Genomic DNA, 26,871 nt, shown 5'->3' with positions numbered 1-26,871 from the left:
CGGCACGGCGTAGCTTTGCCACAAAAAGGAGAAACCGGATGACCCGTTCGTGGAGAACATTTCGCAAGTCCGTCTGGGCGCTAATCCTTGCCTTGGGCATTGCCACGCTTCCGGCCCGCGCGGCGCCGGTGGATGATTACATCCGGTCCGAAATGCGGAAAATGGGTATCCCAGGCCTATCCATCGTCGTCATCAGGGACCGGAAGATCGTAAAGATCGCGGGATACGGATCGGCCAATCTAGAGACCCGCACTCCGGCCACGCCCGACTCGATCTACAAGATCGCGTCGCTGAGCAAACCGTTCATTGCTTCCGCCATTCTGGATCTCGCGGCCGACAGAAAGATCGGCCTGGATGACAGGATCAGCCAACACCTGACGGGGACGCCGGACAGCTGGAAGGATATCACGATCCGGCAGGTACTGACGCACACTTCCGGTATTCCGCGCGATCCGAACGACTATCATCCCTATCAGGAACAAAAGCCGATGGCTGTCATCGCCTCGGCCTACACGCTGCCGCTTTCCTTCAAACCCGGAGAGAAATTCCTCTATTCCAACGTTGGCTATTACATCCTCGCTCAAATCATCGAGAACGCTACGGGAGCGCCGTGGGAAGGCTTCGTGGCGGCGCGCGTGTTCAAGCCTGCCGGGTTGCAGGTTACCCGCCCATTGACGGCCGCGATCGTGCCGGACCGGGCTGCCGGGTACGATCGAGTAGATGGACGACTGGTCAATGCCGAGAACTGGGTCGCGTCGCGACCCAGCTCCGCCTTCCTCTCCAGCGTTCGCGATCTAGCGCGGTGGGATATCTTTCTGGATGACCAGCGGTCGCGGTCTCCTGCGTTCTGGGAGCAGACGCGCACGCTGCCAATGCTTCCGAATGGCCGAACCGGGCAATACGGGCTGGGCTGGTATGTTGAGACTTATCTCGGCCACGCGCGAATCCATCACGACGGACAATATCCGGGCTTCCGCTCGACCTGGGAGCGTTTCGAGGACGACAAGCTAACGATCATAATCCTGACCAATTCGGGCCAGGCGCCGGTTGAATCTCTGGCGCTCAAGGTTGCCGGCTTCTATGTCCCCGCGTTGGCCGCGCCGACTTTCAATACCAGCGTGAACCTGCCGACCTCCAGCGTAGCAAGCGGATCGCCGGTGACGATCGGGTTCACGCTGCGCGCTGGGAAAGCCGCTCCGAAGTCCGTCCTTGAGCTGGAAATCTGGGATTCCGAGAACAAGGCGGTGTATAAGCAGACCAAGAGCGGCCAGGACTTCGCGGCCGGAGAAGGCCGTCGGATCGATTTCCAGTGGACGCCCGCCAAGCCTGGGAAATACTGGATCAACCTGGGCATTTACGGGCCTAAGTTCACGCCAAATTACGCGTGGGCCGAGCATATCGGAGCTCTGACCGTGAATTGATTGTCCGTCGCACGGGTTACCGAGGATTTTGGTGGCGTGCTTCGGGTAGCCTTCTCATTGCCGAGAGGGCTTTGGGATATTCGCATATAAATTCAGAATCTGGTTTCGCATGGAGTTCGGGTGCCATGACGCGCGAGCGCCGATGTCGGGATCTGGAATGAGGCGCTTTCGAAAATTATTACGGCGCACTCGAATGAATTATCGAGGCGTGTCTTGAAAATCATGATGAAGCGCAAAGAATCTGCATAAATTATCCGGCATTGCCTGCAAAGGCAGGCGGTCATGAGAATTTAATTTGATGAATACTTGGATTGTTGCGCCGAAGGGCGCGCGCCCTTCGGCCTTGACGCTGCGTGCGATGCAAGCCCTTTTCGGGCTCCGTTTGCTGTCGGCCCTGAAATGCCTTTCAACCAATGGGCCGGGCGACATCCGTTCCGCACGCGCTGCTCGTGCCTGGCCCGGGAGCCTCGATCCACCTGCAGACAGCCAATCTCCGGATGGTCGAATTTGGCGGGGCGCCCTGTCTGTCCGACGATCAATCCATAAGCGGGGTGGTGCGGGCCGTTGTTGCGGGCACTGGCGGCCTTCGTCGCCCGGCATTTCGAGCAATATCCGGTGCTGTCCGCGCTCGGCGACGGCGGTTTCCTCATCAAGCTCAGGCGTGCGCTCTATGGCGGCGGAAATGAACTCCAGTACCGGCAGCAGTTTCAACACAAATCGGGACAATCACATCGCGCCAAATGAATATTGGGTATCATCGGTGAACCAGAGCTTTATCCGCGCAGTTCAGCGCCCTGGCTGCAATTGATGGGGATAAATAATGTCTATGATCGCTCTGGCTATGGCGATGGGTGTGTCGACGATCCATCCGACAGTACCAGGTTCCTGTCCTGAAATTCAGGCAGACGTGAGATTGGATCGGCTCGCTGGTCTCCCGGCGGAGATTCGCGACGATTTGAAGCTGATCACTCATAATGACATGGGCGACGGTGGCGGCCCATTATTGAACACGGATGCGCCGACGGCCCGAGACATGAAGCACCCCAATACGCGCTTTTTTCAGGCCATGAGTAGGAAGGGAAGATGGTACGTCCAGTTCGAGGTGGCATTATCCGGGGTTCGGACATTGAGCTATGCCGTCGGGGAAGCTGGTCGATTCTACCGCGTGCCTTCCCAATATTTCGGAGGTCCGCCCTGTGAATCGCTCCAGGCGGCGATGAGTGGTGTATTGTCGCTCGATAGTGTCAAATACAGATGATTGAACCAGCGATGCCTTGATTTGACGCCTGTCACGTTAGGTTGAGAACCCAAACAAGTATCTGATTTTCCGTCGTCATCCCCGCGTAGGCGGGGATCCAGGGCCAGGCGCGGAACGGGTGTGGCGAGTCCTGTCCTCTCCGGACAGCGTTCGCGCGGTGGTGCCGATATCCCGCATTACCCTGGATCCCCGCCTTCGCGGGGATGACAAGGTTTGCTGAACGAGTCTTGACCCTAGGTGTTTGGTCCCGGAGATTGATGGTGCGGGTTTGAGATGAAGCGTTTTGGCTCGTTTGCCCAGCATGTGCAGATGTATTCGTAGGGTGTGAGGCCGCGGAGGGTTTTGAGGCGGCGGCCATAGTTGTAGGCGTTGATGAAGTCGCCGAGGTGGGTCTCGAGCTGACGGTGGCTGTCGTAATGGTAGCGCCTGACGGTCGCCTCCTTGATGGTGCGGTTCATCCGCTCGACTTGGCCGTTGGTCCAGGGATGCTTCACCCTGGTGAGGCGGTGCGTAATGCCGTTCTCGTCGCAGACCCGATCGAAGATATGGCGGAAGGCGTATTGGTGGTGCGCCATGTTGGTGAACTGGATACCGTTGTCGGTGAGCACGGTATGGATGGCGTAGGGAACGGCTGCGACCAGGTTCCTGAGGAACTGGGCAGCGGTCATCTTGCCGGCTCTTTGGTGGAGCTCGACGAAGGTGAACTTGCTGGTGCGGTCGATCGCCACGAAGAGGCGTAGCTTGCCCTCGGCGGTCTGCACCTCGGCGATGTCGATGTGGAAATAGCCGATCGGGTAGGTCTTGAACTTGCGTTTGGGCTCCTTGTCGCCAGCGACATCGGGCAACCGGCTGATCCCGTGGCGTTGCAGGCAGCGATGGAGCGACGAGCGCGTGAGATGCGGGATCGTCGCCTGGAGCGCGTAGAGGCAGTCGTCGAGCGGCAGCAGCGTGTGGCGCCGGAAGGCGACGACGATCGCTTCTTCCTCGATGCTCAGCACGGTCGAATGCGGATCCCTGGGGCCGGTGCGCAGATCGGCCGCCGAGGACCCTTCTTCCACTTGGCCACCGTCTTCTGGTTGATGCCGTAGCGCTTCGCCAGGACCCTCAGGCTCTCTTGACTATGCTGTATCGCTCGACGGACTGCCTCTGTCGTCCGGGCGCTCCCGTGTAGAATCTGGCCCATAGTGCATCCCTCCACTCGCTCGCGGATAATGCACCATCAATCTCCGGGACCAAACAATTCCGGTGTTTCGGCGGCGGGGAAGGGAAGGATTGCCTCAGCATTGAGCCAGAGCAGCGCGAGGACGTGCTTGCACGGGAATTTGCGTGAAGGGCACGTGCACTTATTCCCCATGTCGCGCAGGTCGGCCATCACACGATAGGGATTGGCGCCCGATCCGGCGCACTCGCCCCAGATCAGCGCCGCATCATGGCTGGCGCCGACGCTCGACCATTTCCCGGGCTTGGCGAGGCCCGCCGCGGCCTTGAGCGATGCCTGGTCGGTGGCAAGCTGTTCCACCGCCTTCAAGTCGATCGCCACACCGCCCCCGAACCCTTGCTTCCGGATCGATGATAGGGGGCGATTGTGAAAGCTCAACTCGCTTTGGAGGTTTGTTTCGCCCGGTTCGCCTGCGCCTCCCGGACGATGCCGCGCAGCGCACTCAAGAATCTCCGCTTTGCCGTTGGGCAAGCTTCTGCGTTTTCAGGATATCGCCCACGCACAGGGTGGCGGTTCCGAAACAAATCATTCGACGTCTGATTCGAAAGCCGAAAAGCTCAATGCGCAATTATTGAAGTGGCAAGATGAGTTTATATCAGAATTGTCCATTTTGGGACATATTGTATTACTTCAATTCGCCAGCATCGGATAGACAGTCGAAATCGATGGGGGTGGAAGATGGCGGGCGCTCTACAAGCTATCATATCGCCTGTGCTTCAAACAGTATCGGACTCCCACATCAAGCGCGATCTGGTGCGGTGTTTTTCCGAACACTCCCATTATTTTCGTACCATCGAGGAGGGATTTCGCGCTCTCACCCGGCAGAGGCAAGATCCCGAAGCACTTTGCGGCTTCTTCCACAGTTGGTCGCAGACCAACAACAGTGCGGTGACCGTTGCGGGGATCGGCAATCGTTTGACGCTCATGCTCCATCGCGGGCAGCAGGTCGGCGATGAGCGCGCGTTGCTTCGTACGCTCACCAGTCTCGACCGCATCATCGATGAGGATCTCGCGGTCACGCACAGGGTGCTCCACTCGGAAATGTTCTACCGCATGGCGACCGACATTGTCGGCGATGACCGCTGGCTCCTGCGACGCTACCTTCATCCTGCGGCGAAGGCGTTCAAGGACTGGAAGGATCATAACTCGCTGCGCGATCGCGACCCGGTGATTGCACTGCTCACCACGCTGACGCACGAGATCTACACTCACGGCGAAGTCGAATTCATCCTGCCGCTGTTCCGGCGCTGGCTGGACGAGGAATATGGCTTCACCGATGCCGAGATCCGCCGCACCCTCGCTTGGATCAGCGTCCATACCGGGCCGACCGAACGGGACCATTTCTTTCATGCCCTGAGCGCGCTGGAGCATTTTGCCGAAGCCATGGACGTCGACATCGCCGAATATTCGCTCGACGAGATCGTCGCCACCTATCTCGCAAAAAAGGCTGCGGTGCTCGAGCATCTTTGCCTGAGCGACGCGATCGAGGTCGAGGCGCTCCATTGAGCGGCACTGGCGTCGAGGCGCTATTGCTGCGGATCGCCGAGCGCAGCTTCGCCGAGGACCTGCGCTCGGCGCTGGCGATGCGGCTCGGCGATCCGCCGGTCATCGACAGCGAACAGCTTGCGGCTACGCCCGTGCTGATCACGCCCGCCTATCTGGCCCGGCTCGATCGGCTGAACCAGTTGCTCGACAAGGCGCTGCGCGCGATCGTCGAGCATTATTCCGACGATCCGCGCATCCGCGCCGTCTATGCGTTGCCCGAGCCGATGGAAGCGATCCTGCGGCTGGCGCGCGGAGCGCCCTATCGTGTCGGCTGGTACCGCCCGGACCTCGTCCACGATGCCAATGGCGGGCCGCGCGTCTGCGAGATCGGTGCGCGATATCCGCTCAACGGCTGGATGGTGAGCGAACGTGCGGCCCAGGCGCTCGCGCCGCACGCCGCCGCGACCGGACTGGGCGCGGTGACCGGGCATGGTTTCCTCGACGCGCTGTGCAGCCAGTATCGCCCGGGCGAGACCGTGGCGATGTTGCATGCAGGCGAGGCCGGAACCGAGATATTCCTTCTCGCCGAGGCGCTTCGCGAGCGCGGCATTGGCTTCGCGTCGGTTTCGCCGGCGGCGATCGGGCTGGAAGGCGGCAGGCTGTGCGCCGCGGGGCGGACGATCGACCACGCCATTCTCGAGATGGACCGAAGCGAACTGCCGTTGATCTCCGGCGAGGTGTTGCGCCACCTGATCGACACGGGGCGCTATTTCAACGACGTCCGCACGCTGATCCTGGTCCATGACAAGCGCGTGCTCGCCGTGCTGTGGGACGATGCGATCCGCCGGGATCTTCTGGGGGCGGACGAGGCGGAAGAGCTGCGTGCCTTTCTGATTCCCTCCTGGACGATCACCGAGGCGGGCGGCTGCGAAGCGCTGTTCGCGCGCGGCGAGGACATGATCGCGAAGCGGAGCAGCGGCGGTCGCGGAATCGACGCGCTGGTGCGTCGCGAGTGCGGCGAGGCGGCGTGGCGCGCGCGCGTCGAGCGCGACTGGCCGAGGGACATGTACCAACACTATCTTCCGCAACGCGATTTCGGCGCGCCCGGCGACGCCCGCGCGACGCATCTGATCGGGTTGCAGCTGTGCCGTGACGCGACCAGCTATGGCCCGGGCATATTCCGCGGTTCCAGCGCGTCGGTGATCAACCTCCATGGCGACCGCGGCCTGATCTACCTCCCGCTGATCGCACAATGATCAGCCTTGCGGTCGTGATTCCGCTGTTCGACAAGCGGGAGTTCATCGGCGAGGCAATCGCGTCAATTGCCGGCCAGGACGCTCCGCCCGATGCGTTGATCCTTGTCGACGATGCGAGCACCGATGGCAGCGCGGCGGCGGCCGAGCGGGCGCTTGCCCTCCATGCCGCGGCGCTTGACGGTACACGGGTCGACCTGGTGCGGCGGTCGGAGAATGGCGGCCCGGGCGCGGCCCGCAACAGCGGCATCGAGCGTGCCGACTGCGAACTGCTCCTCTGCCTCGACGCCGATGACATGCTGCGCCCCGGTGCGCTGCGGCATATGCGCGAGGCCATGGACCTTCATGGCCTGGCGATGGCGGTGATCGGCTATGCGAGTGAGCCCGCGGGCGAGGTCTTTCCGGAGCTCGAACTGCTCGCCGACGAGCTCCAGCCGATCGAGGAAGGGCTGTTCCTGCTTGCCGAGCCGCTGCGTGCCGCCGCACATCCCGAGTTCGTGATGGGGCGTGCCAGCAACGTCGTCGTTCGGCGCCGCTCGCTCGGCGCACACCGTTATGGAGACGCGCAGCTCAACGAGGGCGTCGATCTCTGGTATCGCGTGCTCAAGGACGTTGCCGCTGCGGGCGGGCGCGTGGGCCTGATCGCGGCGCCGCTGATCCGCTTCCGCGTTTCGCCCGGCAGCCTGTCGCACCGCCGCTGCGATGATTGGCGCGCGCTCGAGGTTCCGCCGACGGTGTTGCGCTATCGCTGCAGCGACGATCCCGGCGACCGCAGGATGGCGGCGATGCTCGCCGCGCGCTGGCGCGACCACGCGCTTGCGACGCTGCCCGAGGAACAACGGCCCCTGTTCCTGGCCTATCATCGCGACCTGCTCGGAGCGGCCGCTTCATGACCATTACCGGCGATGAAGCGTTGCTGCGCGATTGTTTCGCCCGAGCGCGCGCGCACATCTTCTACCGCGACCATTTTGCCGGGGTCGCCGACCATCACATGGCGCCGGCAGTCGACAAGGCGGTGCTGAAGCCGCATCTCGACCGTTTCGCGCCCGGCTCCGAGCCGCGCGGCGTGTACCTGGTTCGATCGGGCGGGAGCACGAGTACGCCTTTGGTGTTTCCGGTCGACATCGAGGAGAATCATGCCCAGCGTCATGCCCTGGCCGGCATGTTGCGCGCCGCAGGGATGTTCGATGCGGGGACGGTGGCGCTCAATCTGTTCGGCTATGCCGACCTGTATCGTACCGCGGCGATCCTCGATGACCTGCTCGAGCGCTGTGGCGCCACCTCGCTGCCGATGAGCGCGCACGCCCGCTACGAGGACATTCTGACGGCCGCGCGGCGTTTCGCGCCGTCGCATCTGCTCGGCACGCCCTCGAAGCTCCAGCTGTTCGCCGAATTTCTCCGCACGGCCGGAGCGAGCCTGAGCATCCCGCAGTTGCTCTACGCCGGCGAGCCGCTTCCCGCGAGCGCCGTCGAGCGCTTCGCCCAAAGCTTTGGCACGCGTGACTTCTGGTCGCTGTACGGCGGCGCCGAAACAGGCATCTGGGCGTGGTCCGACGTGAGCCGCAAGCCCGGGCTGTTCCGCATCTTGCCGCAGGTCGTCGTCGAGGTGATGTCTCCCGATGCCGAGGGCTTTGGCGAACTCGCGATCACCAACGGCTATCGAAAGCGCTTCCCGGTTTTCCGCTACCTCGTTGGCGACGTCGGCCGTCTGGTCGAGCGCGATGGCGCTTGCCTGCTCGAGTTGCGCGGCCGCAACGCGCGCTCGTTCCTGCTTGCCGAGCAGCATTTTGACCTTGCTCTGTTTGCCCCGCTCGCCGCGGGCGCCGAGGCATTCCAGATTCAGTTGCGGCGGGAGGGGCAGGGCGGCGATCGTCTCGAGCTGCTGCTGATCGATCCGGCGGGGAATTGCTCAATCGATGCTGCCGCAGCGGGGCTCGCGCAACTGATGCGCGACGCGGCGCCGCGAGTTGCCCTTGAGGTCCGGCGTGTCGCGATGGCGACGCTGCATCACGATCCCGTGACCACCAAGGCCCCTCCGATCGCGGATCTCCGGCGCTGATCAGCCGCGTGACTCCGGGAATGTTGAGATTTATCTTTTAATGGCAACTATTAAGGGGCGACGATGTGTTGCGGGCAATGCGCGGGGGTATGTATGCTGCGGCGCGAAATTGACCGTTTGCGGATGTTTCCCCGGGGCGCTGTAAGAGAGTGGTGCTCATGAGATCCGACGGCGTATCTGAGCTGGTTGCGTACTGCAGCGGGGGCAGCGCAATGGTCTCCCGGCTGGGAACATAATCTTCGGCAGGTACTGCACGAGCAATGACCAGCGCGAAGAGATGCGATAGGTGCGTCGCGTGCCCGTGAATCGATCCGTCAGCCCCCTTGGTGTTTCCGTCGATGCGATTGTCGACCAGGCGCTGGACCTCGTGGCAGCCGGAGGGCTTGCCGAGCTGACGCTGCGCCCTCTCGCAACCGGGCTCGGGGTCAGCGTGCCGGTCATCTCGTCCCGGATGGGCAGCAAGGGGCAGTTGCTGGAGGGCGTGACGCGGGCGGCGCACGCGCGCGACCGGGCCTTTTTTGGAAAATGGCGCGATCTTGCGCACGCGGCGGGCGTGATGGAGGCTGCGGCGCGGGCGGCGATCGTGGAACTGGCCCTGCGCGAGTGGGTGACGCGGGAGCGGCGCCAGGCCATATTCTTCATCGAGCTGATCCATGATCGCGCGCTTCGGCCTGACCGATTTCCCGCACTCGAGGATTGGCTCGACGAAGCCGGCGGCTTCTGGTCCGAGCTGCTGTTCGCGGAAACCTCCTTGCCAGATGTCGCGCTGGGCTATGTGCTCGACGAGGCGGGGTTCTCGCTCAGCGCCGACCAGGATCCGAGATACGCGCTGTTGCGTTCCCTGTGCCTCCAGCGCTTTGTGGGTGGCATGTTCCCAGGTGCGAATGCCGTCGAGCCCGATGCCATCGCATTGCTGATCGCGTCCTTCGGCGCGCCGCCCGTCGTCCAGGTCGATGATGCGAAGCGCCAGCTCATCGCTGACAGCGCCGCGAGCGTGATCGTCTCCCAGGGCATCGAGAACGTGACGCACCGTTCGGTGGCGCTTGCCGCGGGCGTTCCTGCTTCCACCGTCGTCTATCATTTCGGAGGGCGCCCGACGCTCGTCGTTGCCGGGCTCCATGCCGTTATCGCGCGCTTCCATAGCCGGCGAAGCGATCTCGGGCCTGATCGCGGCAACGCGCCGCCGGACGACCCCAGCGTGCAGGACCTGATCAAGGCAACATCGATGATCGCGCTTGCCAGTGCACGCGAACCCAGCCTGGTGCCCTATGCGATCGACATGCGGCGCAGGCGCGGGGAGAATTGGCGCGCGAGCGATATGGAGCGACTGGGTATCGGCATCGGGGCGGGCTTCGATCGCGCGGCGGCGCAGCTTCTGTCCATCGCCGCGTTCGGCATGGGCATGATCGGGATGGCGCGCAAATTGCCCGAGCGTGACTATTACGCGCGTGCCCTGGCCGCGTTCGAAGCCTGGAGAGGCCGGCGCGTCGCCTGAGCGCGGCCAGCGTCATCGAAACGGCATGACCCGGTGCTAGGCGCCGGCGGAAGGGCGCGCGGGATGACGGATCGGGAAACATTATCGGCCACGCGCCTAATCGTCCTGTCGCTGCCGTCACTTGCGTTCGCGGGCTATGATCTGTCCCGTCGGGTCTATCTCGCGCCCTACCTGTCCGGGGAGCTCGCGCTCCAGATCGGAACGGTCGGATGGCTGGTCGTGCTCGCCAATTTCGCCTCCATCCCGGCCGAGCTGCTCGCAGGCTCCATGGGCGATCAGGGGGTGTCCCGATTCGGCCGGCGGCGCTTGTGGATGATGCTCGGCACGGCCCTGATACTGATCGGTACCGCCATGTTGCTCGCGCGCGGTTCCGCCGCTTCGATCGCCGCGATCGTGCTCGCGCTGATGGTCCTGGTGATCGGCTGGGCATTCTGCAACGTCACGCACGGCGCCTGGGCGCTCGAGGCTGCCCGGGAGAGTCGAATCCGTGGCCGGATATTCGGCACGCGGACATTGTTCGGCATTCTGGGCGGTATCGGGTTCTCCGTGATCGGGGCGCTTCCGGGTGGCGCCCAGTCGTCGCCCTTTGCCGCGATCATGATCCCGGTCGCCTTTGGCGCATTGCTGCTGCACGCCGCGCTCATCCTCCTTGTGCCCGACCAAAGGCCAGCGCCGGGCCGGTGGCGCTTCGCCGTGCTGCTCGATCCGCTTCGGCTATTGTTCGCCAATCGCGGCAACCGTCGCCTTGCAGCCCTGTTCGCCCTCAACGGAATGCATGCCGCGATCACGACAACGGGCTATTTCTACCTGGTCGACGATGGGCTCGGGTTACCCGGCTGGGCGCCGACCGGGATTCTCGTCCAGACGATTTGCGCTGCGATCGGCATCCTGGGCGCAATCCGGATCGCCGCCGATCTGCCCGCGACCACGCTGTTGAGGCTGGCGCTCTGGGCCAATCTTGTCCTGGCGCTTCTGCTCCCTCTGCTGCCGCCCCGCGCGCCGATCGCGCTCCTGCTATGGACGGTGCCGTTCGGGCTGGTTTCCGCGATCGATTTCATGGCGTTGCGGATGTTGCTGGGAGCGCGTCTGGATGTGGAGGCTGCACCGTCGGGCAGGCGCGCTGCGGCACATTATGCGGGGTTTCACCTTCCCTTCAATCTCTGCGGCGCGATCGCTTCGGGGCTGTTGTTCGCCGGATATCGCGCATGGGGCTTTGATCCTCGCTCGGCGCCGTCACCTGAACAGGCGTTCGTGCCGGTCCTGCTGATCCCGAGCCTTGCTGCGGCGCTCATCACTGCGGCCTCGCTCCGACTGCTCTCGGCGTCCGTCGGGGAAGGCCGTGCCAAGCCGTCGCCACCGGAAGGCCTGAAGTGTAGCGGATAACTGAACATGTGTAATTTTGCTGTCATGCGGCAAGCCTAGGTGCCCCTCATATCCCGCCGAATCGGTGGGGACTTCAGGGGGTATTCGGAATGCGGAACGACCTATTTCGGGCGCTGATGGCGGGTGGGGCCATTATTCTGTGCGGCTTCGGCGCGGCTGAACATGCGTGCGCCCAGGCCATTTCCGATGCGCCTGCGCAGACGGCCGCGGATGCTCCGGATATCGGCTTGGCCGATATCGTCGTCACGGCGCAGCGTCGCCAGGAAAAGGCGCAGTCCGTGCCGATCTCGATCACCTCGGTAAGTGGCCAGACGCTGGAGGACAGCGGCTTCACGTCGCTGACCGATCTCCAATATGTCGTGCCCGGCGTCCAATATGATCCGACCCAGGGCGCGGCCTTTCAGATTCGCGGCGTCGGCAGCACTTCGTTCGACTTTTCCAACGCCAAGTCGGTCAACGTCGTCGTCGACGACGTTGTGATGGACGCCCAGCGCGACAATGGCCTGATCGGGCTCACCGACATCCAGCGCGTCGACGTGCTGATGGGGCCGCAGGGCACCTTGTTCGGGAAGAACTCGACATCGGGCGTGATCGCGATCACCACCAACAAGCCGGTGCTCGGCAGCTTCTCCGGCACGGCCTATGCCAGCTATGGCGAGCGCAACGATCGCAACACCAACGCCACGCTGAACGTGCCGCTCGGCGAGCAGGCGGCGCTCCGCGTTTCCGCCTTCGCCCAGGGGCAGGACGGGAAGGGGCGCTATGTGGTGCTGGACCGCAACCTGGGCCTGGTCAGCGAATATGGCGTGCGCGGCAAGCTGCTGTTCCAGCCCGCGCCGGCGCTCGAACTGGTGCTGGCCGGCGAATACACGCATCATATCGATACCAGCATCCGCGTGCCGGTGGGCGGCCCCGCCGGTTCGGCCTTCGCACCCGCCGCCGCGCTCACCGCGCAGCAGATCGCGCTCGGCGTGGTCCCGGGGCCGGAGAATGCCGACAGCGCCGACGGGTCGCTGGGCCACAATACCACAATCAACAAGGGCGGTTCGCTGCATGTGAACTATGAAATGGGCCGGCATACGCTGACCTCGATCACCGCCTATCGTGAAACCGCGTTCGAGAACGATACGCCGGCCGATCTGCTGCCGGGCAATCTCTATGCCTATATCCCGTATAATTCGGGCCGGCTGAAGACCAACAAGTTCAGCGAGGAGATTCACTTCGCTTCGCCCAGCGGCGGCCCAGTCGAATATCTGATCGGCGCCTTTTACAACAAGCTGAACGCCAGGCAGACCCAGTTGCAATGGGGCACGCTGGGTGCGCCGCTGGTCTCGCCCGCCGGAGTGCGGACGCCGACGCTCTACGCGCTTACCGGCGCCTTCGATCCGATCACCAAGGCGATGCTCGGCAATGCCGTGCAGTTCGACGCGACCAACGAGGCGGCGGCGGCATTCGGCCAGATCAAGATCACGCCGATGCGCCAGTTCAGCATCACGTTCGGCGGCCGCTACAATTACGACTGGAACAGCCAGACCATCAGCTACATCAACATCGATCCGGTGCCGGTCACCGGCTATTCGCCGGTCTTCGTCGCGACGGGTGCCGGACCGACCGAGGCATTCCGTTCGGGATCGAAGAAGGGCGGTCGCTTCACCTATCGCATCGCGCCGCAACTCACGCTCAGCCGCGACGTGATGGTCTATGCGAGCTATGCGACGGGTTACAAGCCGGGCGGCGTCGCCTTTGTCGGCAACCGCTACGATCCCTATAATCCGGAATCCGTGAAGAGCTGGGAGATCGGCCTGAAGAGCGAGCTGTTCGATCGCCGCGTGCGGTTCAACATCGATGCCTTCTCCTCCAAGTTCACCGATTTCCAGGCCACGATCCTTACGCCGGTGAGCACCGGCATCGGCGGCTTCATCCTCGCCTCCGCGATCGGCAACGCGCCCGGGCTGCGCTCGCGCGGTGTCGAGGCGTCGATCGCGGTCAAGCCGGCGCGACAGATCACCCTGGGCGGCTCGGTGACCTACACCGATGCCAAGTTCACCGACTATGTCGCCAGCCCGACCGCCAACTATACCGGCACGCGCCTGACCAACGCGCCGGAATGGCAGGCAAGCGTCACCATGGACTATGCCGACGAGATCGGGGCTGGCCTCAACTTCAAGGCGCATCTCGACTATGGCTATCGCAGCGACACCCAGACGGTGACCGGCGCGATGCTCGGCGACATCCTTGCCCCGCCGGTCAGCAACCCGGACGGCACCAAGACGCCCAATTCCAAATATTCGCTGATCCCCGGCTATGGCTTGCTCAACGGACGGATCAGCCTTGCCAAGCTCGACGGAGCGATCGAAGTCGGCGTCTATGGGCGCAACCTGCTGAACACCTATTATTCCACCGGGTGGCAGATCTACGGCGCGCTCGGCCTGCTCCATTATACTTCGCCGAACGCATACCGGACGCTCGGCGCCTACACCAAGATCAACTTCTGAAGCTCCTTCGCCGCCGTCCCGGGCAGCGACTCGGGACGGCGCGATCCAGCGCATGGGAAATAATGACATGAAGAAGCTCGCCATCGGCCTTGGGGTGATCGCCAGTTGCGCCGCGGCGGCGCTTGCCATCGCCCAGGAAGCGCCCCGCACCGACGAGGTGCGGCTCAACGAGATCCAGGTGATCGGCACGCACAACAGCTATTCGCAGGGTGTCGACCCGCAGCTGCTGGCGATGGTGGATGCCACGCTGGGCCCGAAACTGGCCGCATTCGCCAACAACATGCCCGAGAAGATGAAGGCGGACTGGCAGGAATATCACCCCAACTTCACCAGCATGAGCGAGGGTCTGAATTATCGCTACACCACGCTGGCCGCGCAGCTCGATGCCGGCATGCGCAGCCTGGAGATCGATATCAACAACGATCCCGAGGGCGGGCGCTATGCCCATCCCGCGGGCCTTGCGGCGCTGCGCGCCAAGGGTGTGCCGGACAGCCAGATGCTGCCCCATGACGCCACCGACATGGAAAAGCCGGGCCTCAAGGTCTTCCACGTCGCCGATCTCGACGTGCGCTCGAGCTGCAACCTGTTCACGCGCTGCCTGAGGCAGCTGCGCGCCTGGTCGGACGCGCATCCGGATCACGCCCCGATATTCATCCTCGTGGAGGCAAAGAGCGATGCCTTGCCTGTTTTCCCCAATTCCACGCCGCCGCTTCCCTTCGATCGCGCCGCGTTCGACGAGATGGACCGGTCCATCTTCAAGGAGATCGGCCGCGACAAGCTGGTGACGCCCGATGATGTCCGCGGCACCTATCCCACGCTCGAGGCCGGAGTGCTCGCGCATAATTGGCCGACGTTGCGCCGGTCGCGCGGCAAGTTCGTCTTCCTGCTGCTCACCGCGCTCGATCCGGGGGCGCTCGCCGCCTATCATGCCGGGCATGAGAATCTCGAGGGCCGCGCGGCCTTCCTGCGTGCTACCCCAGGCCAAAGCTATGCCGCGTTCCTGCTGCTCGACAACGCCAATGTCCGCGCGAAGGAGATCCCCGAGCGCGTGAGGCAGGGCTATCTCGTGCGCGCGCGCGCCGATATCGAGACCTATGAGGCAAAGGTGAACGACCTGAGCCGCGCCAACCAGGCCTTTGCCAGTGGTGCGCAGATTGTCTCGACCGACTTCTACAAGCCAGGCAATGCATATGGCACCAGCTATGTCGTCCGGCTGCCGGGTGGCGGTGAGATGCGTTGCAATCCGATCAACGCGCCCAAGGCGTGCAGGCTGAAGCGCTAGCCGATACCCGACGCGAATCCGGGGCTCCGACGGCACGGTCAGGGCGCGATCTGCGCCCGGCTCGTGGCGCGCGCCGAAATACCGTGACGGCGAGCTCCAATAGGGCGTCTCGGTGCGTTCGAATTCGGGCGCGATATTCTCGGCAGTTCGCCCGACAAGCGGAGATTTGGCTGAGGCCGGGCCCAATGGAGGACCCGGCCGCCATGACATAGGCCAGGGCGTCATGACGTCGACGTGCCAGATTGCGATCTCTACAAAGTGTCATTTCATCACAATAGCATAGCGTATAATCTGGATAGATCTTCACCATTTGAAGTCGGTATCAAGAAGTATGCATATTGTATGATCCGTAGAATAAATCGCAAAATGGATATGATTTGGATATTTCATCCTATTGTGCGCACATCGCAGCTGTTATATTGCCATCATCAATCATAAAAAGCGGTCGCTCTTTCGGATTCGGCATGCCGGCAAAAATCGGCACTGGCGGGGAAGATTAGCTATGGCTGCTTTGGTAGTTCCTGGTGTGCGCGTCGAGGCTCGCTTCGATGTCTTGCCGCCCTTGCCCGTTCCATCCGGCATCATCGGCATTGTCGGGATCGTTGATCGTGCGCCGCCGGACGGCGAACTGGTCGGAGTGACCAAGGCCACGGAACTGCGCCAGCTGCTCGGCCCGGGCACTGCGATGAGCATGCCGGAGGCCGGTCATGCACTCGGCAACGGCGCGGCCGAAGTCGTCGTCTCCGCCGTCGCGGGCGGCGCACGCGCCAGCGCTTCGCTGCTCAATGGCGATTCCAAGGCGGTCGTGCTGCTGCGGGCGCGCAGCAATGGCGCGTCGGGCAATGATCTCAGCGCCGAGGTCCGGGTCGTGACGGACTCGACCAATGTGCCGGTCCGCGCCACGCTGCGCCTGCTTCGCCGGGGCAGCGTGCTCGAGACCTTCTCCGACCTCCAGATCGCACCGGGCCATTCCGACGACCTGTTCGAGGCGATCAATTCCGGCTCGGGGCTGGTTGTCGCAGTCGATCCCGGCTTTGCCGGTGTGCTGCCGCGCGAAGGCACTTATGCAATCGCCGCCGACGCCGACACGAAGTTACCCGAGCCGCTGCCCGGGACGCGCGATCTCATGTCGATGCGCGCCGCGCCGGACGTCGATCACGAAGGGCTTTCGGTGCAGATCGCCAATGGCACCGACGGTACCGTGACCGTGCGCGTCTTCCAGCGCGGGCTGCAGGAGGAATTCACGGAACTCACCGTCGACCCGGATGACGAGCGCTATCTGCCCGCCGTGCTCGCCAGCGAAAGCCGCTTCGTGCGCTTCACGCCGCTGTCCTCGCGGACCGACGCTCGCCTGCCGGTGGCGACGGCGGCGCCGGTGGCATTTTCCGGCGGCTCGTCGCCGACCGTCCCGCAATATGTCGAGGCGATCGGTCGACTGGCCGACGATCTCCGCATCGACATCGTGCTGGCGTCGATCGAGCCGGGCCGGGCAGACGCCGACGTCCGCGCGATCCACCAGGCGCTGGGCGCGCATGCTACGGCGATGGCCGATGTGGCGGCGCCGCGCATCGCCTTCGGGTCGATCACCGCAGCCGAGGCGACCAAGCTCGACCAGATCCGCGAGCATTCCGCGCTGGTGCGCAACCGGCGCTTCGTGCTGGTTGCGCCGCCGCGGGCGGAGGGCGCGGTGGCGGGGCTGGTCGGGCGGCTCGAGCCGCGCGATTCGCCGACCTTCAAGCCGACGCCGCTGTTCGGCATTCCGCCAGCGCGCTATCGCGACAGCGAACTCAATCGGCTGCTCGGCTCGACAACCAATCTGTGCGTCGTGCAGGATCGCATGGGGCGGGGCGTGATCGTCCTGCGCGGGCTCGATACCTCGGGTGATCAGATTTCGGTGACTCGCGTCGCCGACATCTGCATCCGCGAGACCAGGAATATATCCGAGAACTTCATCGGCGTGCTCAACGATGCCGGTGCCCGGCTCGCGCTGCGCGAGCAGTTGGTCGGCACCTTTACCCGGATGGAGCGCGAGGGTTCGCTGGTGCCGTCGACCGACGGCACATCGCCGGCGTTCACCGTCGATGTCTATTCCACCCAGCTCGACTTCGCTCAGGGCATCGTGCGGGTCGACATCGCCGTGCGGCCGGTGCGGAGCATCGACTACATCTACGCGACGATCCGCGTCCGCAACTGATAGGCACGGAGAAAGAACATGGCGACGATCTTCGCTGCGAATGAAAGCCAGGTGAAAGTGGCCGGCAAGCCGGTGGAGGGCGTGCGATCGCTCGAATATCGCCGCGTCCAGGCCCGCGAGAATGTGTTCGGGCTCGGCACCAACGAGCGCATCGGCATGGTTTCCGGCGGGCAGGTGATCGAGGCGCAGCTGCGGGTCGCGTCGACGGCGCCGGACATCGACGCGCTGGGTGTGGCGGACTCGGTGCAGGTCATCGCCGAGCTGGCCCATGCCGGCCAGCAGATGACGGTGACGTTCGATGAGTGCTTCCTGACCGAGAAGAGCTTCGAGATCGGTGCCGGCGGCCATGGCGAGGCCGTCTATTCCTTCACGGCGACGCGCATGCGCGAGGCCATGGAGGCGCCGGCCGCAAGCTGAACGAAGGGTAGTGCAGGGGCAGCCAATCGGTAGGCGACCATGACAGACGATTCCACCGCGAACCCCGAGGATATTGTCGTGCTTGTGGCCGACCGCGCGGCGCGCTCGGCCCGGCGGGACCGGATTGGCTGGCGGGGGTTCGATGCCGCCACGGCCGTCGCCGCGCTGGAGACTGAGGTCGCGGTCATGGCCGCGCCGGTTGTCGGCGGACCCGACGAGCCGGCCTGGGGCGAGGTGGGGGCCCGGTCGACGGCGCCTTTGCCATCGACCGACGGATGGACGAGGATCTGCTTCGGCGCCGATCCAGGCGGCCAGGAGGAAGTGCCGGGCGAGCCCGATCCGTTGGCGTCGAGTGCCGAGGCGGCCGGCTGCCCGGTGGAGAAGGGCGCGGATGATGCGCCAGGCGGCCTTGTGACGGTGCGGCGGCAATCACCGGACCGACCCGCAGAGACCGGGCTTCGCCCCGCGCTGACGGAAGGGACGGCCGGACACTCGGTGGAGAAGAGCGCCGATCCCTCGCCCGGCGGCCTTGCGACGACGCGGCCGGGATCGCCGGACGGGCCTGGAAGGAGCCGATTTCGTTCCCTGGCGGCGCAAGGGACCGCCGCGCCGGGGAGCGCATTCCCGGCGCCGGTGGCCGCGGTGCCCGAGGCAATCGTCTTGCCGGGCGCCGCCGGGGCTGAATCGCCCGATCGGGCGGGTCCGCCCGAGCCCGCGCCGGCCCCGAAGGGCGTGAGCGCCATGAACGGGGCAAACCGCACCGCGCAGACCATGTTGGCCGCCCAGCAGGGGCCAGGGGGCAATCCACCGGCGCCCGTGCGGTTTCGCCGGCTTCCGGCCGAGGCGCGGCCGGGAGAGGGCGGCGTGCAGACATCTTTGCTCGATACCGGCGAACCGCTCCTTGGCCGTCCCGTCGCCGCGCCGCGGCCGATCGACTCGCTCCAGGCAGATGCCGCTGCGTCGTTCGGTCTCGCCGCATCGCGGACAGTGGCCCAAGCCGCGACGCTTGCGGTGGCATCCCAGGACTTCGCGCGCCCAGACCCGGCTCCGGCGCTCGCGACCCTTGCCGCGCGCCCGGCAAGATGGGAGGCCCCGCCGCGCGAACGCCATTTCCCGTCGCCTGCCGCAACGCCCGAAGCTCCGGCGCGCAGCTCGGTCCTCGACCGTCCGGAGGCGCCGGCGCAATCGGTCGACGTGCTGGCCGGCATCGCACGCGCGCTCGCCGATGAATGCGCGCTGCGGGGCATCGAATAATGCCCGATCGGCCGATCCCGCTCGTCGGCGACATTGCACTGGATGCCGTGCAGACGATCGCCCATCGCCTAGATGCCGGCTTCGCGCCGATGCGTATCGCCGGGCTGGCGGGCGAGGTCCAGCAGCGCGACGGACGGCCTTCGCACCTGATCGCCATCGAGGGGCTGTTGATCGGCGACGGCGCACGCGACACGCTCGGCAAGCTGCAATCGGCTGCCGGCGATGGCAGCGAACTGACGTTTGCGGCCGACATCACCGGCGCGCTCGATCTCTCGAGCGTCGTCATTCATTCCCTTTCCGCGCACGAGACGGCGGGCAATGTCCTGCGCATCTCCTACCGGCTGGAACTGGCCGAGAATCCACCGCTGCCGCCGCCGGCGGAAGTCTCCGGCGGGTTCGGGCTGGATGGGCTGGGGCTGGACAGCTTAGGGCTTGATGACCTTGGCATCGATCCCGGCGTGCTCGGCGAGCTTGCCGATCTTGCCTCTGATGTCGCCGCCGGCGTCGAGCAGGCGATGGGCGCGATTGACGCACTGTCGGCGCTGGCCTCGGGCGGGCTCGATTTCGGCGACCTGTTCGATCCGCTCAACCGGACCACCCAGGCCGTCCCCGCGATCGCGGGCAGATTCAGCGACGCGACTTCGGCGCTCGGCAGGATGTTCGGCGCATGACGCTGGCGCTCGCCCATTCGATGACGCTGGGTTCGCTCAGATACGACACCCATGCGGCGCAGATCGAGGTGACGCTGGCGATGCTGCCGCGCGGCGGCTCGGCGAGCGTCCGCCTGCCTTCGGCCGTGCGCTTCGAAGCCGAGCCGGGCGATAGCGCGGAGCTGAAGCTGGACGGTGGCGAGGGGGCCGCGAGCGTGCTCACCGGGCAGGTCGCCCTGGTGCGCCGTCATGTCGATGCGATCGAAGTCGTGCTCGCCGATGCCGGCGGGATGCTCGGCCGGCTGCGGCCATCGGCCAGCTTCGAGCGCCAGCCCGCGTCGGGCATCATTCGCAAGCTCGCGGGCGATGCCGGCGTGACGCCCGGCAAGCTCGATCTCGATCTCGACCTGCCGGCCTATGCCGCGCATCCGGGCCGGACGGCGGCGGAGCATGTTGCGCGCCTTGCCGACTGGGCCAATGCCATGGCGCTGGTCGATGCCGACGGGACGCTGGCGGTGCAGCCCGTGCCGGAGGGACCGGCCGACAGCGCGTTGCGCCATGGCCGCGAAGTCATTGCGGTCGCCCATGCCAGCAGCGCGCCGCTCAATCCGAAGCGCTTCCGTATCGGCTCGGGCCCGGCCGGCAACATGTCGGCGCCGGATGCGCTACGTCCCTCGACAGGCCCACTGCCTGATTCCGCCGATGCCGGCGGCGCAGGCGTGCACCGCGGATCGGCGCCGGCGCTGCGCACCCCATCGGCGGCGCAGAAGGCAACCGCCGCAGCGAGCGGTGCGGCGGCGCGGGCCGGCGAATGCCTGGAGATGCGCTGTTTCCTGCTGCCCGCCGTGCGGCCAGGCCAGGTGATCGAAGTGCAGGACCTGCCCGCGGGCCTGCCAAGCGGGCCGTTCCTGGTGAACGAAGTCAATCATCGGCTGAGCGCGGGCCGAGGCGAGACCATGGTGCGCGCGCAAATGCTGTCGGCTCCGGATCTGCTTGGCGCGCTGCTCGGTGCCGTCGGAGGGCTCCTGTGAGCGGCGCGCAACTCTTCGAGGGCATCGCGCGTATCGCGCGTCACGAAGTCGCCGCGCGGCCGACGCTGGCCGCGGCCACCGTGACTGCCGTCTTCGCTCATGAAGCGACGCCCGATCATGCCGTGAGCGTCCAGCTGCGCGACACCGGCCTTGTTCTGCTGCGGGTGCCGGTTGCGGTGGGTACCCTGGGCTATGCCGCCATTCCGGCGGTCGGCGACCTTGTCGTCGTCGCCTTCCTCGAAGGGGATTTTGATGCGCCGTTCGTGGTCGGGCGGCTCTATCACCCGGATCTCGATCCGCCCAAGCACAAGCCCGGGCAGATGGCGCTGCGACTGCCGGCTGGCGAAGACAGCCCCAAGCTGGAACTCGAGGTCGAGGGCGATGCGGCGCGCGTGATGCTGAAGCTGCCGGGCGACGTGCAGATCGAAGTCATCGAGGAAAGCATCAAGCTTGCGGTCGGCAAGATCGAGATTTCGTTGACTGCGAAAGGCGGCGGCAGGCTTGAAGCCAAGGCGGGCGGCGCGTCGCTGACCATCAAGGAGGATGGGGACATCGCCATGAAGACCAGCGGAAAGCTGAGCCTCGAAGGCTCGGACGTCGAGATCAAGGGCTCGGGCAAGGTCAAGGTCTCGGCCGCCATGATCGAACTCAACTGATGGGCCAGCCCGCTGCCTCCGGCGCAAGCATGGTAATGGCGATCGACACGCATATCGTGATGATCCCCTCGCCCGGCGGGCCGATCCCGACGCCCTTGCCGTCGCCCTTTCAGGGGCAGCTGAACAGCGGCCTCGTCCCGACCGTCAAGATCGCCGGCCAGCCCGCGGCCGTGGTGGGCTCGGGCGCCGACAATGTCCCCCCGCACATTCCGGCCGGCGGCCCCTTCCAGGCACCGCCGTCGAACAAGGCGACGATCCAGCAGGGGAGCACCAGCGTCAAGTTCGGCGGCAAGTTCGCCGCGCGGAATCTCGATCCGGTCGTGACCTGCGACGACCTCTCGCCAGGTGCGGCAAAGGGGCAGGTGATTGCCTTCGGCACGGTGATGGTCGGCTGATGACCGGATCGCTCGCCTCGGATCTGCTGGTTGCACCGGGCTTTGCCAGTCACGACGCTGCGGCGCTCGACGTGCGCGCGCATGCGCGGCGGCTGCGCGGCGGCGCCAGCGAAGTCCATGATCTCGACATTGTCGATGGCCGCGAGAATCTCGCGCAGGCGCTTCTGCTGAGGCTGTTGACGCCGCGTGGATCGCTCGCCCGCCTCGGCCATGCCGATTATGGCTCGCGGCTGCACGAACTGATCGGGCGCCGCAAGACCGACGAGTTGCGGGCGCTCGCCAAGGCGTTCGTGCTTGACGCCGTGGCGCAGGAGCGGCGCGTCGAGCCCAAGCTGGTCGCGTTCCGCTTCGAGCCCGATCAGGAGCAGTTGGACAGCTTCGCCTTCACCTTGTCGGTGCGCCCGGTCGTCGGCGGCGATCCCGTTGCGCTTGGCCTGGAGGTGGCGCTGTGAGCTATAGCCCGCGCCTCTACGATGCGATCGTCCGCGACCTCCTGACCACGCTGACGGGCGGCACGGTCGCGGAGACGGTGCCCGCGCCGATCGGCAATGCGCTGGTTGTCCCCGCCAAGCTGCGCGACCGGCCGGTGCGCCGCGTCTCCTATCTCGAGGGGTTCATCGGCACGCCCGAGAAGACCATGCCCTATCGTTTCACCGCGGCGGACTTCGAGCTGGTCGCGTCGGGCGACGATGCCGAACTCGATTCCATCCGGTTCCGCGCCGGCGGACGCAGGCCGGCACCGGGCACGCTGCTGACCGTCAACTACTATCCGGTCGAAACCCATCCGGCCGCGCCACCGCTCGACGATCTGGCGACGGGCAGCGTCGTGCGCACGCTGATCGAGACCGTGGCCTTCGAATTGGCGACGCTCTACCAGCATCTCGCCTTCGTCTATGATTCCGCCTTTGTCGAAACGGCGGGCGACCGATCGCTCGAGAAGGTCGTCGCGCTGGTTGGCGTACGGCGTCTGCCCGCCGGTTATCCGATCGCCAAGCTGCGCTTCGAGCGCCGCACCGGAACGCCGGGGCGCGTCACCGTTCCGGTCGGCACTGCCGTCACCAACGCGGATGGCGCGCGCTATCTCACCCAGGCCGAGATCATTCTCGAGCCCGGCGAGGCGAGCCGCGACGTGATCGCCGTCGCCGCTTCGCCCGGGACGCCGGAAGTCGAGGCAGGCGCGCTCGATCGGCCGGAGATCAGCATTGCGGGGATCGACAAGGTGGCAAATCCCCAGGCCGCCGTTCGCCTGACCACGGCCGAGACCGACGAGCAGCTGCGCCGCCGTGCGCAGGGAGCATTGATGGGCAGCGGGCGCGGGACGCTGGACGCGCTCAAGTTTCATCTTCTTTCGATGGCCGAAGTGAAGGGCGTGACGCTGACCGAGGCGCCGGGCGGCCGCTGGGGCGAAGTGCAGGCGGACATCGCCTATGCCGAGGACACGCCCAAGGCGCGCGAGGCCGTGGCCGAGCGGATCAGGCTGGTGAAGCCGGCCGGCATTCTGGTGTTGCCGGGAGCGGCCGCGCGCAAGAAGATCGCGGTGCGCGTGGCTCTCACGCTTGCCGGAGCAGGCGTGGCGGCGCCGGAACTTGCCGCGATTACCAGCGGCGTGAGCGATCGGCTGACGGCGCTTGTCAATGCCGTGCAGCCGGGCGGCTCGCTGCGGCGCGCCCAGCTGCTTGCCGCGGCAATGGCCGACCAGCGCGTGGTCGACGCGACCGTGACGCTGTCTCCCGAGGGCAGCACCGCCGGGCCGGAATTCTCGCTGGCCGCGGGCGAAGTTGCCGAGCTGGCCGGGCCAATCGCGTTTGATCCCGCTGCCGCGGAGCAGGCCGGAATGGTGACGAGCGAAGCCAGCGTGTCGGCGATCCTGCCTGTCCACCTCGCGCCGGGCGTCACCGCCGGGAATGCGCGCAGTGCCATCGAAAGCGCCTTTGTCAGCCATCTCGCGAGCCGCTCCAATGGCGCTTCGCTCACGCTCGACAGCGTCACGGCGGCCATTCGGGATGACAGCCGCTTTGCCTTGATCCGTGCCGAAGCGACCGTGACGGTGGAGACCGGCGAGCGCTTCCTCCAGCTTTCCGATGGCGTCGGCGAATATATGCCCGGCCCGGGCGAGCGGCTCACGGCCGGGCGCATCGACATAGACGTGCGCGAGGGAACGGTATGAGCCGCCTCGACGATCTCGCCGGGCGCCTCCATCCGCTGCTGCGCGAGGGCGAACGGATCCGCAGCCTGCTCGCGCCATCCGCCGTGGCGGCCGAGATCGCCATGGAGGACATGATCGAGATCGGCCGGGCCCATCGGTTCGACGATGTGCTCGAGCTCGAGGAAGCCGAGCGGCTCGGCGCGCTGCTCGACATCAGGCGCGAGCCCTGGCAGACCCTGCCGCTCTATCGAGCGTGGCTGCACGCGACGCGCGAGGCGATGCGCGACGGCATGGTCACGCATTCGGCGATCGAGGACTTTGCGCGGCGCTACGCGGCGGACTACCAGAAATACTCCCAGACGCTGATCGGCCCGGCCACGCCGTTGTTGATCGAGAACCCGCGCCGTCGGAAGATCGCCCAGCCCGACGGGCTGGTGCTGGCGCCGCTCGCGCAGCTGCCGATCGAGGCGATCACGCTGGCCGATACCGCAGTTTCGATGCTGTTCACCGGCCTTGCCGACGGGCCGGAAGCCGCGCCGCTGATCGCCAATCTGACGACCGGTGCGGCACTGGTCTGGCGCGGCCGCATTCCGCCGGGCGCGCAGCTGGCGATCCGCGTGCAGGGGGATCGGGCGATCGCCCTGCTCGACGGCGCCGATGTCTCGGACAGGCTGGTCGGCCTGACCGGCTTCGTGCCGGGCGAAGCGTGGAGCCCGACGCAGGTCGCAACGCCCGCGCCGGCGCTGACGTTGAAGCGGGGCAACAATATGCTCTGGTTCCTGCCGGTCGCGCATTATGATGTGGAAGGGCTCGACCGCTTCCTGCTGGCCTTGCCCGACCTCAATCTGGCGCAAGGCCGGTGGGATAGCGGCCTGTTCGACCAGGCACTGTTCGATCTGCCGGCCGCCGTGCGGTTTCTCGCCACCTGGATCGAGATCGAGCCGGCTGCCATCGCGCTCGATGTCGCTGCCCAGGCGGTGAGCCGCCCGGTCGACGCGGCCGGCTCGGCAGAGGCCGATCGCGACCGGCTGATCGGCGCGCTCGATACCGGCATCCAGCGCCTCAAGGCCGCCGGCATCCGTGCGAGCACGCGCGGTTTCGGATTCGAGGAGGTGCAGCCCGCCTATGACCGGATCACCGCGGTCCTGCCGATGCATGTGAGGGAAGCCGGATCGAGCGGCGGCGAACGGCTGCCCAACTCCGGCGGCCTATGGGGTGTCACTAGCTTCAACAATTCGACTTTTGGCTAGGGAATCAAGCAGATGCGTGCGCTATTGCGGCTAGAATTGAGAGACCCTGGCGGCGAGCTCGTCGCCACGCGCGTCGCCCGTAACGCCGTCCTCACCAGCGGTGCCGGGCTCATTGCGCGATTGTTCGCCGGGACGGCGGGGGCGGCCGGCATCACGCACATGTCGGTCGGTTCCAGCAACGCGCTCGAGGGCGACGGCTTCGCGACTGCCGCGCTCGACGTCTCGACGCTCACCGGCGTCACGGAGGCGCCGATCTCGCCCGATGCGTTCCAGATCGACGCTCCCGATCCGGTCAGGCGCGTGGTCCGTGTGCGCGTGCGCGGAACGATCCCGGCCGAGGGCGCCATCGGCAAGATCTGCGAAGCCGCGCTGGTGTCGCGCAGCGGCGACAGCGTGCACCTCTACAATCGCGTCACCTTCAGCCCTGTCGACAAGAAGGACGATCATGAACTGACGCTCTTCTGGGAAGTCGGCTTCCCATATGGAGACCTGCAATGGCTGCTCTAGACCTCCAAGCGACCCCCGACGCCGAGACGATGCGCGCGGGCACCGCGCACCCCTGCGAGGAGACGGTCCATGGCTGACAAAGGGGCCTTCAATATCCAGCTCTCCGGCTTCACCGCGGCGAACCGCGACGCCAAGGTCGAGCTGCAGAACCCGGCGACCGGGCAAACCATCATGCGCAGCCCGTTCCTCGACGGGTCGCTGCTGGTCCGCGACCTCGATCCGGGCATCTGGAACGTCAAGCTGACGCACCCCAATCTGATCAACCCGATCTTCGAGAAGCCGATTCGCGTCTTCCCGCAGCCGGCACCGACATATGTGCCGATTCCGGTGCCCGAGACGGTGTTCCGCGACACGCCGATCCGCGATATTCCCGATGCGGATCTGGGCCCCGTGCAGCAGGGCGTCACGGCAGTGCGCGACAGCCTCGCGCCGATCCAGGGCAAGGTGGCAGGCGAGGCGATCCGGGCGGCCGACTGGAACGCGCTGGTCTCCGCCGTGCGTGATCTGGCTTCGAATGTCCTCGCGCTTACCCAGCTTGTCGCCCCGCGCGGGCATAATCACCCCGAGATCGAGGAGAAGATCGCCGAGGTGCAGGGCAATATCCGCTCGTTCACCGAAGCGTTCGGGCGCAGCCTGCTCGAGTTCCGCCGCGAGCTGGAGGCAGCGCACTTCCGCAATGTCGTGACGGGCGTGCTCGACGCCGCGCAGGCCCCGCAGAAGACGCGCGACGATCTGCTGGGCCGGGTCGACAAACTCACGGAATCGCTCTCGGCGGATCCCAGTATCTTCACTGCGCAGCTCTCCAAGACCGGCAGCGCCGTGCTCAGCCAGGTCGCGACGCTGATCACTGCCAATCCCGAGCTCCAGTCGAACCCGGTCGTCGCCAAGACCCAGGAGACCGCCCAGACCTATGTGATGGGCGGCGTCGCCACCACCGCGACCAAGGAGCTCGGCATCTACACGCGCACGACCGCATCCGCCGATGGCGGCAAGTTCGGCTCGCTGCTGTTGCGGCGATAGG

Annotated in this window: 24 protein-coding genes and 1 pseudogene; 23 read left to right on the top strand and 2 right to left on the bottom strand. The window is 65.6% G+C overall.

All coding sequences use genetic code 11. The annotated features are described in order from the left end of the window. The first annotated feature begins 38 nt into the window (after positions 1 to 38). The 3 genes from FFS08_RS09070 (at position 39) to FFS08_RS09065 (ending at position 2,679) form a co-directional block, all read left to right on the top strand. Complete coding sequence (locus FFS08_RS09070; RefSeq protein WP_137862991.1) at positions 39 to 1,421, top strand: serine hydrolase; 1,383 nt, start codon at positions 39 to 41, stop codon at positions 1,419 to 1,421. A gap of 564 nt (positions 1,422 to 1,985) precedes the next feature. Then, positions 1,986 to 2,165 (top strand): hypothetical protein, encoded by a 180-nt coding sequence (locus FFS08_RS23425; RefSeq protein ID WP_137862990.1) that lies wholly within the window; start codon positions 1,986 to 1,988, stop codon positions 2,163 to 2,165. A gap of 76 nt (positions 2,166 to 2,241) precedes the next feature. Beyond that, entirely contained in the window at positions 2,242 to 2,679 is a 438-nt protein-coding gene (locus FFS08_RS09065) for a hypothetical protein (RefSeq protein WP_137862989.1), read from the top strand. 233 nt (positions 2,680 to 2,912) lie between these two features. On the opposite strand, the pseudogene FFS08_RS09060 reads toward FFS08_RS09065, so the two are convergent. Together FFS08_RS09060 and FFS08_RS24005 are read right to left on the bottom strand one after the other, a co-directional pair. Further along, positions 2,913 to 3,862: pseudogene (locus FFS08_RS09060) on the bottom strand (IS481 family transposase). A gap of 36 nt (positions 3,863 to 3,898) precedes the next feature. Then, entirely contained in the window at positions 3,899 to 4,369 is a 471-nt protein-coding gene (locus FFS08_RS24005) for an SWIM zinc finger family protein (protein WP_249341103.1), read from the bottom strand. A 207-nt stretch (positions 4,370 to 4,576) separates the two neighbouring features. On the opposite strand from FFS08_RS24005, the gene FFS08_RS09050 reads away from it, so the two are divergent. From FFS08_RS09050 to FFS08_RS08955, 20 genes are all read left to right on the top strand, one after another. Continuing rightward, complete coding sequence (locus tag FFS08_RS09050) at positions 4,577 to 5,404, top strand: hypothetical protein (protein WP_137862988.1); 828 nt, start codon at positions 4,577 to 4,579, stop codon at positions 5,402 to 5,404. Next, on the top strand, positions 5,401 to 6,639 hold the full coding sequence (locus tag FFS08_RS09045; RefSeq protein ID WP_137862987.1) for a hypothetical protein: 1,239 nt from the start codon (positions 5,401 to 5,403) through the stop codon (positions 6,637 to 6,639). Before FFS08_RS09050 ends, FFS08_RS09045 begins: the two co-directional genes overlap by 4 nt. Beyond that, complete coding sequence (locus FFS08_RS09040; RefSeq protein WP_137862986.1) at positions 6,636 to 7,529, top strand: glycosyltransferase family 2 protein; 894 nt, start codon at positions 6,636 to 6,638, stop codon at positions 7,527 to 7,529. The genes FFS08_RS09045 and FFS08_RS09040 overlap by 4 nt, the downstream gene beginning before the upstream one ends. Next, positions 7,526 to 8,695, top strand: a complete 1,170-nt coding sequence (locus FFS08_RS09035; RefSeq protein WP_137862985.1) for an AMP-binding protein — start codon at positions 7,526 to 7,528, stop codon at positions 8,693 to 8,695. The genes FFS08_RS09040 and FFS08_RS09035 overlap by 4 nt, the downstream gene beginning before the upstream one ends. Positions 8,696 to 8,996: 301 nt before the next feature. Then, entirely contained in the window at positions 8,997 to 10,190 is a 1,194-nt protein-coding gene (locus FFS08_RS09030; RefSeq protein WP_212741977.1) for a TetR family transcriptional regulator, read from the top strand. A gap of 63 nt (positions 10,191 to 10,253) precedes the next feature. Continuing rightward, positions 10,254 to 11,573 (top strand): MFS transporter, encoded by a 1,320-nt coding sequence (locus tag FFS08_RS09025; RefSeq protein ID WP_137862983.1) that lies wholly within the window; start codon positions 10,254 to 10,256, stop codon positions 11,571 to 11,573. A 227-nt stretch (positions 11,574 to 11,800) separates the two neighbouring features. Next, the gene (locus FFS08_RS09020; protein ID WP_249341102.1) at positions 11,801 to 14,068 is read left to right on the top strand and encodes a TonB-dependent receptor; all 2,268 of its coding nucleotides are present in this window, start codon (positions 11,801 to 11,803) and stop codon (positions 14,066 to 14,068) included. A gap of 67 nt (positions 14,069 to 14,135) precedes the next feature. Then, positions 14,136 to 15,350 (top strand): Ca2+-dependent phosphoinositide-specific phospholipase C, encoded by a 1,215-nt coding sequence (locus FFS08_RS09015; RefSeq protein WP_137862982.1) that lies wholly within the window; start codon positions 14,136 to 14,138, stop codon positions 15,348 to 15,350. A 502-nt stretch (positions 15,351 to 15,852) separates the two neighbouring features. Beyond that, a complete protein-coding gene (locus FFS08_RS09010) occupies positions 15,853 to 17,544 on the top strand; it encodes a phage tail sheath C-terminal domain-containing protein (RefSeq protein WP_137862981.1) in 1,692 nt (563 codons plus the stop codon). An 18-nt stretch (positions 17,545 to 17,562) separates the two neighbouring features. Then, positions 17,563 to 17,961: a hypothetical protein gene (locus FFS08_RS09005; RefSeq protein ID WP_137862980.1), complete on the top strand. Its 399-nt coding sequence runs from the start codon at positions 17,563 to 17,565 to the stop codon at positions 17,959 to 17,961. 39 nt (positions 17,962 to 18,000) lie between these two features. Continuing rightward, complete coding sequence (locus tag FFS08_RS09000; protein WP_137862979.1) at positions 18,001 to 19,215, top strand: hypothetical protein; 1,215 nt, start codon at positions 18,001 to 18,003, stop codon at positions 19,213 to 19,215. Further along, positions 19,215 to 19,886 (top strand): hypothetical protein, encoded by a 672-nt coding sequence (locus FFS08_RS08995; protein WP_137862978.1) that lies wholly within the window; start codon positions 19,215 to 19,217, stop codon positions 19,884 to 19,886. The genes FFS08_RS09000 and FFS08_RS08995 overlap by 1 nt, the downstream gene beginning before the upstream one ends. After that, the gene (locus FFS08_RS08990; protein WP_137862977.1) at positions 19,883 to 20,896 is read left to right on the top strand and encodes a hypothetical protein; all 1,014 of its coding nucleotides are present in this window, start codon (positions 19,883 to 19,885) and stop codon (positions 20,894 to 20,896) included. The genes FFS08_RS08995 and FFS08_RS08990 overlap by 4 nt, the downstream gene beginning before the upstream one ends. After that, complete coding sequence (locus FFS08_RS08985; RefSeq protein WP_137862976.1) at positions 20,893 to 21,552, top strand: phage baseplate assembly protein V; 660 nt, start codon at positions 20,893 to 20,895, stop codon at positions 21,550 to 21,552. Before FFS08_RS08990 ends, FFS08_RS08985 begins: the two co-directional genes overlap by 4 nt. Then, positions 21,552 to 21,947, top strand: coding sequence for a PAAR domain-containing protein (locus tag FFS08_RS08980; RefSeq protein WP_137862975.1), 396 nt, complete (start codon positions 21,552 to 21,554; stop codon positions 21,945 to 21,947). Before FFS08_RS08985 ends, FFS08_RS08980 begins: the two co-directional genes overlap by 1 nt. Then, positions 21,947 to 22,399, top strand: a complete 453-nt coding sequence (locus FFS08_RS08975; RefSeq protein ID WP_137862974.1) for a DUF2634 domain-containing protein — start codon at positions 21,947 to 21,949, stop codon at positions 22,397 to 22,399. The genes FFS08_RS08980 and FFS08_RS08975 overlap by 1 nt, the downstream gene beginning before the upstream one ends. After that, positions 22,396 to 24,114 (top strand): baseplate J/gp47 family protein, encoded by a 1,719-nt coding sequence (locus tag FFS08_RS08970; RefSeq protein ID WP_137862973.1) that lies wholly within the window; start codon positions 22,396 to 22,398, stop codon positions 24,112 to 24,114. Before FFS08_RS08975 ends, FFS08_RS08970 begins: the two co-directional genes overlap by 4 nt. Beyond that, positions 24,111 to 25,343 (top strand): hypothetical protein, encoded by a 1,233-nt coding sequence (locus FFS08_RS08965; RefSeq protein ID WP_137862972.1) that lies wholly within the window; start codon positions 24,111 to 24,113, stop codon positions 25,341 to 25,343. The genes FFS08_RS08970 and FFS08_RS08965 overlap by 4 nt, the downstream gene beginning before the upstream one ends. Before the next feature lie 12 nt (positions 25,344 to 25,355). Further along, positions 25,356 to 25,850: a hypothetical protein gene (locus tag FFS08_RS08960; protein WP_137862971.1), complete on the top strand. Its 495-nt coding sequence runs from the start codon at positions 25,356 to 25,358 to the stop codon at positions 25,848 to 25,850. A gap of 69 nt (positions 25,851 to 25,919) precedes the next feature. Next, positions 25,920 to 26,870, top strand: a complete 951-nt coding sequence (locus FFS08_RS08955) for a hypothetical protein (protein ID WP_137862970.1) — start codon at positions 25,920 to 25,922, stop codon at positions 26,868 to 26,870. Position 26,871 lies beyond the last annotated feature (1 nt).

Source organism: Sphingomonas sp. 1F27F7B, assembly GCF_005503355.1.
Classification (GTDB): Bacteria; Pseudomonadota; Alphaproteobacteria; order Sphingomonadales; family Sphingomonadaceae; genus Sphingomonas.
Note: the sequence above shows the minus strand (reverse complement) of the source record. Positions and strands in the feature narration are given on the sequence as shown.

What these genes read in the sequence shown, in the direction of transcription:
- FFS08_RS09070 (WP_137862991.1), top strand. Translation starts at nt 39, where the DNA reads ATGACCCGTTCGTGGAGAACATTTCGCAAGTCCGTCTGGGCGCTAATC.
- FFS08_RS09065 (WP_137862989.1), top strand. Translation starts at nt 2,242, where the DNA reads ATGTCTATGATCGCTCTGGCTATGGCGATGGGTGTGTCGACGATCCAT.
- FFS08_RS09050 (WP_137862988.1), top strand. Translation starts at nt 4,577, where the DNA reads ATGGCGGGCGCTCTACAAGCTATCATATCGCCTGTGCTTCAAACAGTA.
- FFS08_RS09040 (WP_137862986.1), top strand. Translation starts at nt 6,636, where the DNA reads ATGATCAGCCTTGCGGTCGTGATTCCGCTGTTCGACAAGCGGGAGTTC.
- FFS08_RS09035 (WP_137862985.1), top strand. Translation starts at nt 7,526, where the DNA reads ATGACCATTACCGGCGATGAAGCGTTGCTGCGCGATTGTTTCGCCCGA.
- FFS08_RS09025 (WP_137862983.1), top strand. Translation starts at nt 10,254, where the DNA reads ATGACGGATCGGGAAACATTATCGGCCACGCGCCTAATCGTCCTGTCG.
- FFS08_RS09015 (WP_137862982.1), top strand. Translation starts at nt 14,136, where the DNA reads ATGAAGAAGCTCGCCATCGGCCTTGGGGTGATCGCCAGTTGCGCCGCG.
- FFS08_RS09010 (WP_137862981.1), top strand. Translation starts at nt 15,853, where the DNA reads ATGGCTGCTTTGGTAGTTCCTGGTGTGCGCGTCGAGGCTCGCTTCGAT.
- FFS08_RS09005 (WP_137862980.1), top strand. Translation starts at nt 17,563, where the DNA reads ATGGCGACGATCTTCGCTGCGAATGAAAGCCAGGTGAAAGTGGCCGGC.
- FFS08_RS09000 (WP_137862979.1), top strand. Translation starts at nt 18,001, where the DNA reads ATGACAGACGATTCCACCGCGAACCCCGAGGATATTGTCGTGCTTGTG.
- FFS08_RS08995 (WP_137862978.1), top strand. Translation starts at nt 19,215, where the DNA reads ATGCCCGATCGGCCGATCCCGCTCGTCGGCGACATTGCACTGGATGCC.
- FFS08_RS08990 (WP_137862977.1), top strand. Translation starts at nt 19,883, where the DNA reads ATGACGCTGGCGCTCGCCCATTCGATGACGCTGGGTTCGCTCAGATAC.
- FFS08_RS08980 (WP_137862975.1), top strand. Translation starts at nt 21,552, where the DNA reads ATGGGCCAGCCCGCTGCCTCCGGCGCAAGCATGGTAATGGCGATCGAC.
- FFS08_RS08975 (WP_137862974.1), top strand. Translation starts at nt 21,947, where the DNA reads ATGACCGGATCGCTCGCCTCGGATCTGCTGGTTGCACCGGGCTTTGCC.
- FFS08_RS08965 (WP_137862972.1), top strand. Translation starts at nt 24,111, where the DNA reads ATGAGCCGCCTCGACGATCTCGCCGGGCGCCTCCATCCGCTGCTGCGC.
- FFS08_RS08960 (WP_137862971.1), top strand. Translation starts at nt 25,356, where the DNA reads ATGCGTGCGCTATTGCGGCTAGAATTGAGAGACCCTGGCGGCGAGCTC.
- FFS08_RS08955 (WP_137862970.1), top strand. Translation starts at nt 25,920, where the DNA reads ATGGCTGACAAAGGGGCCTTCAATATCCAGCTCTCCGGCTTCACCGCG.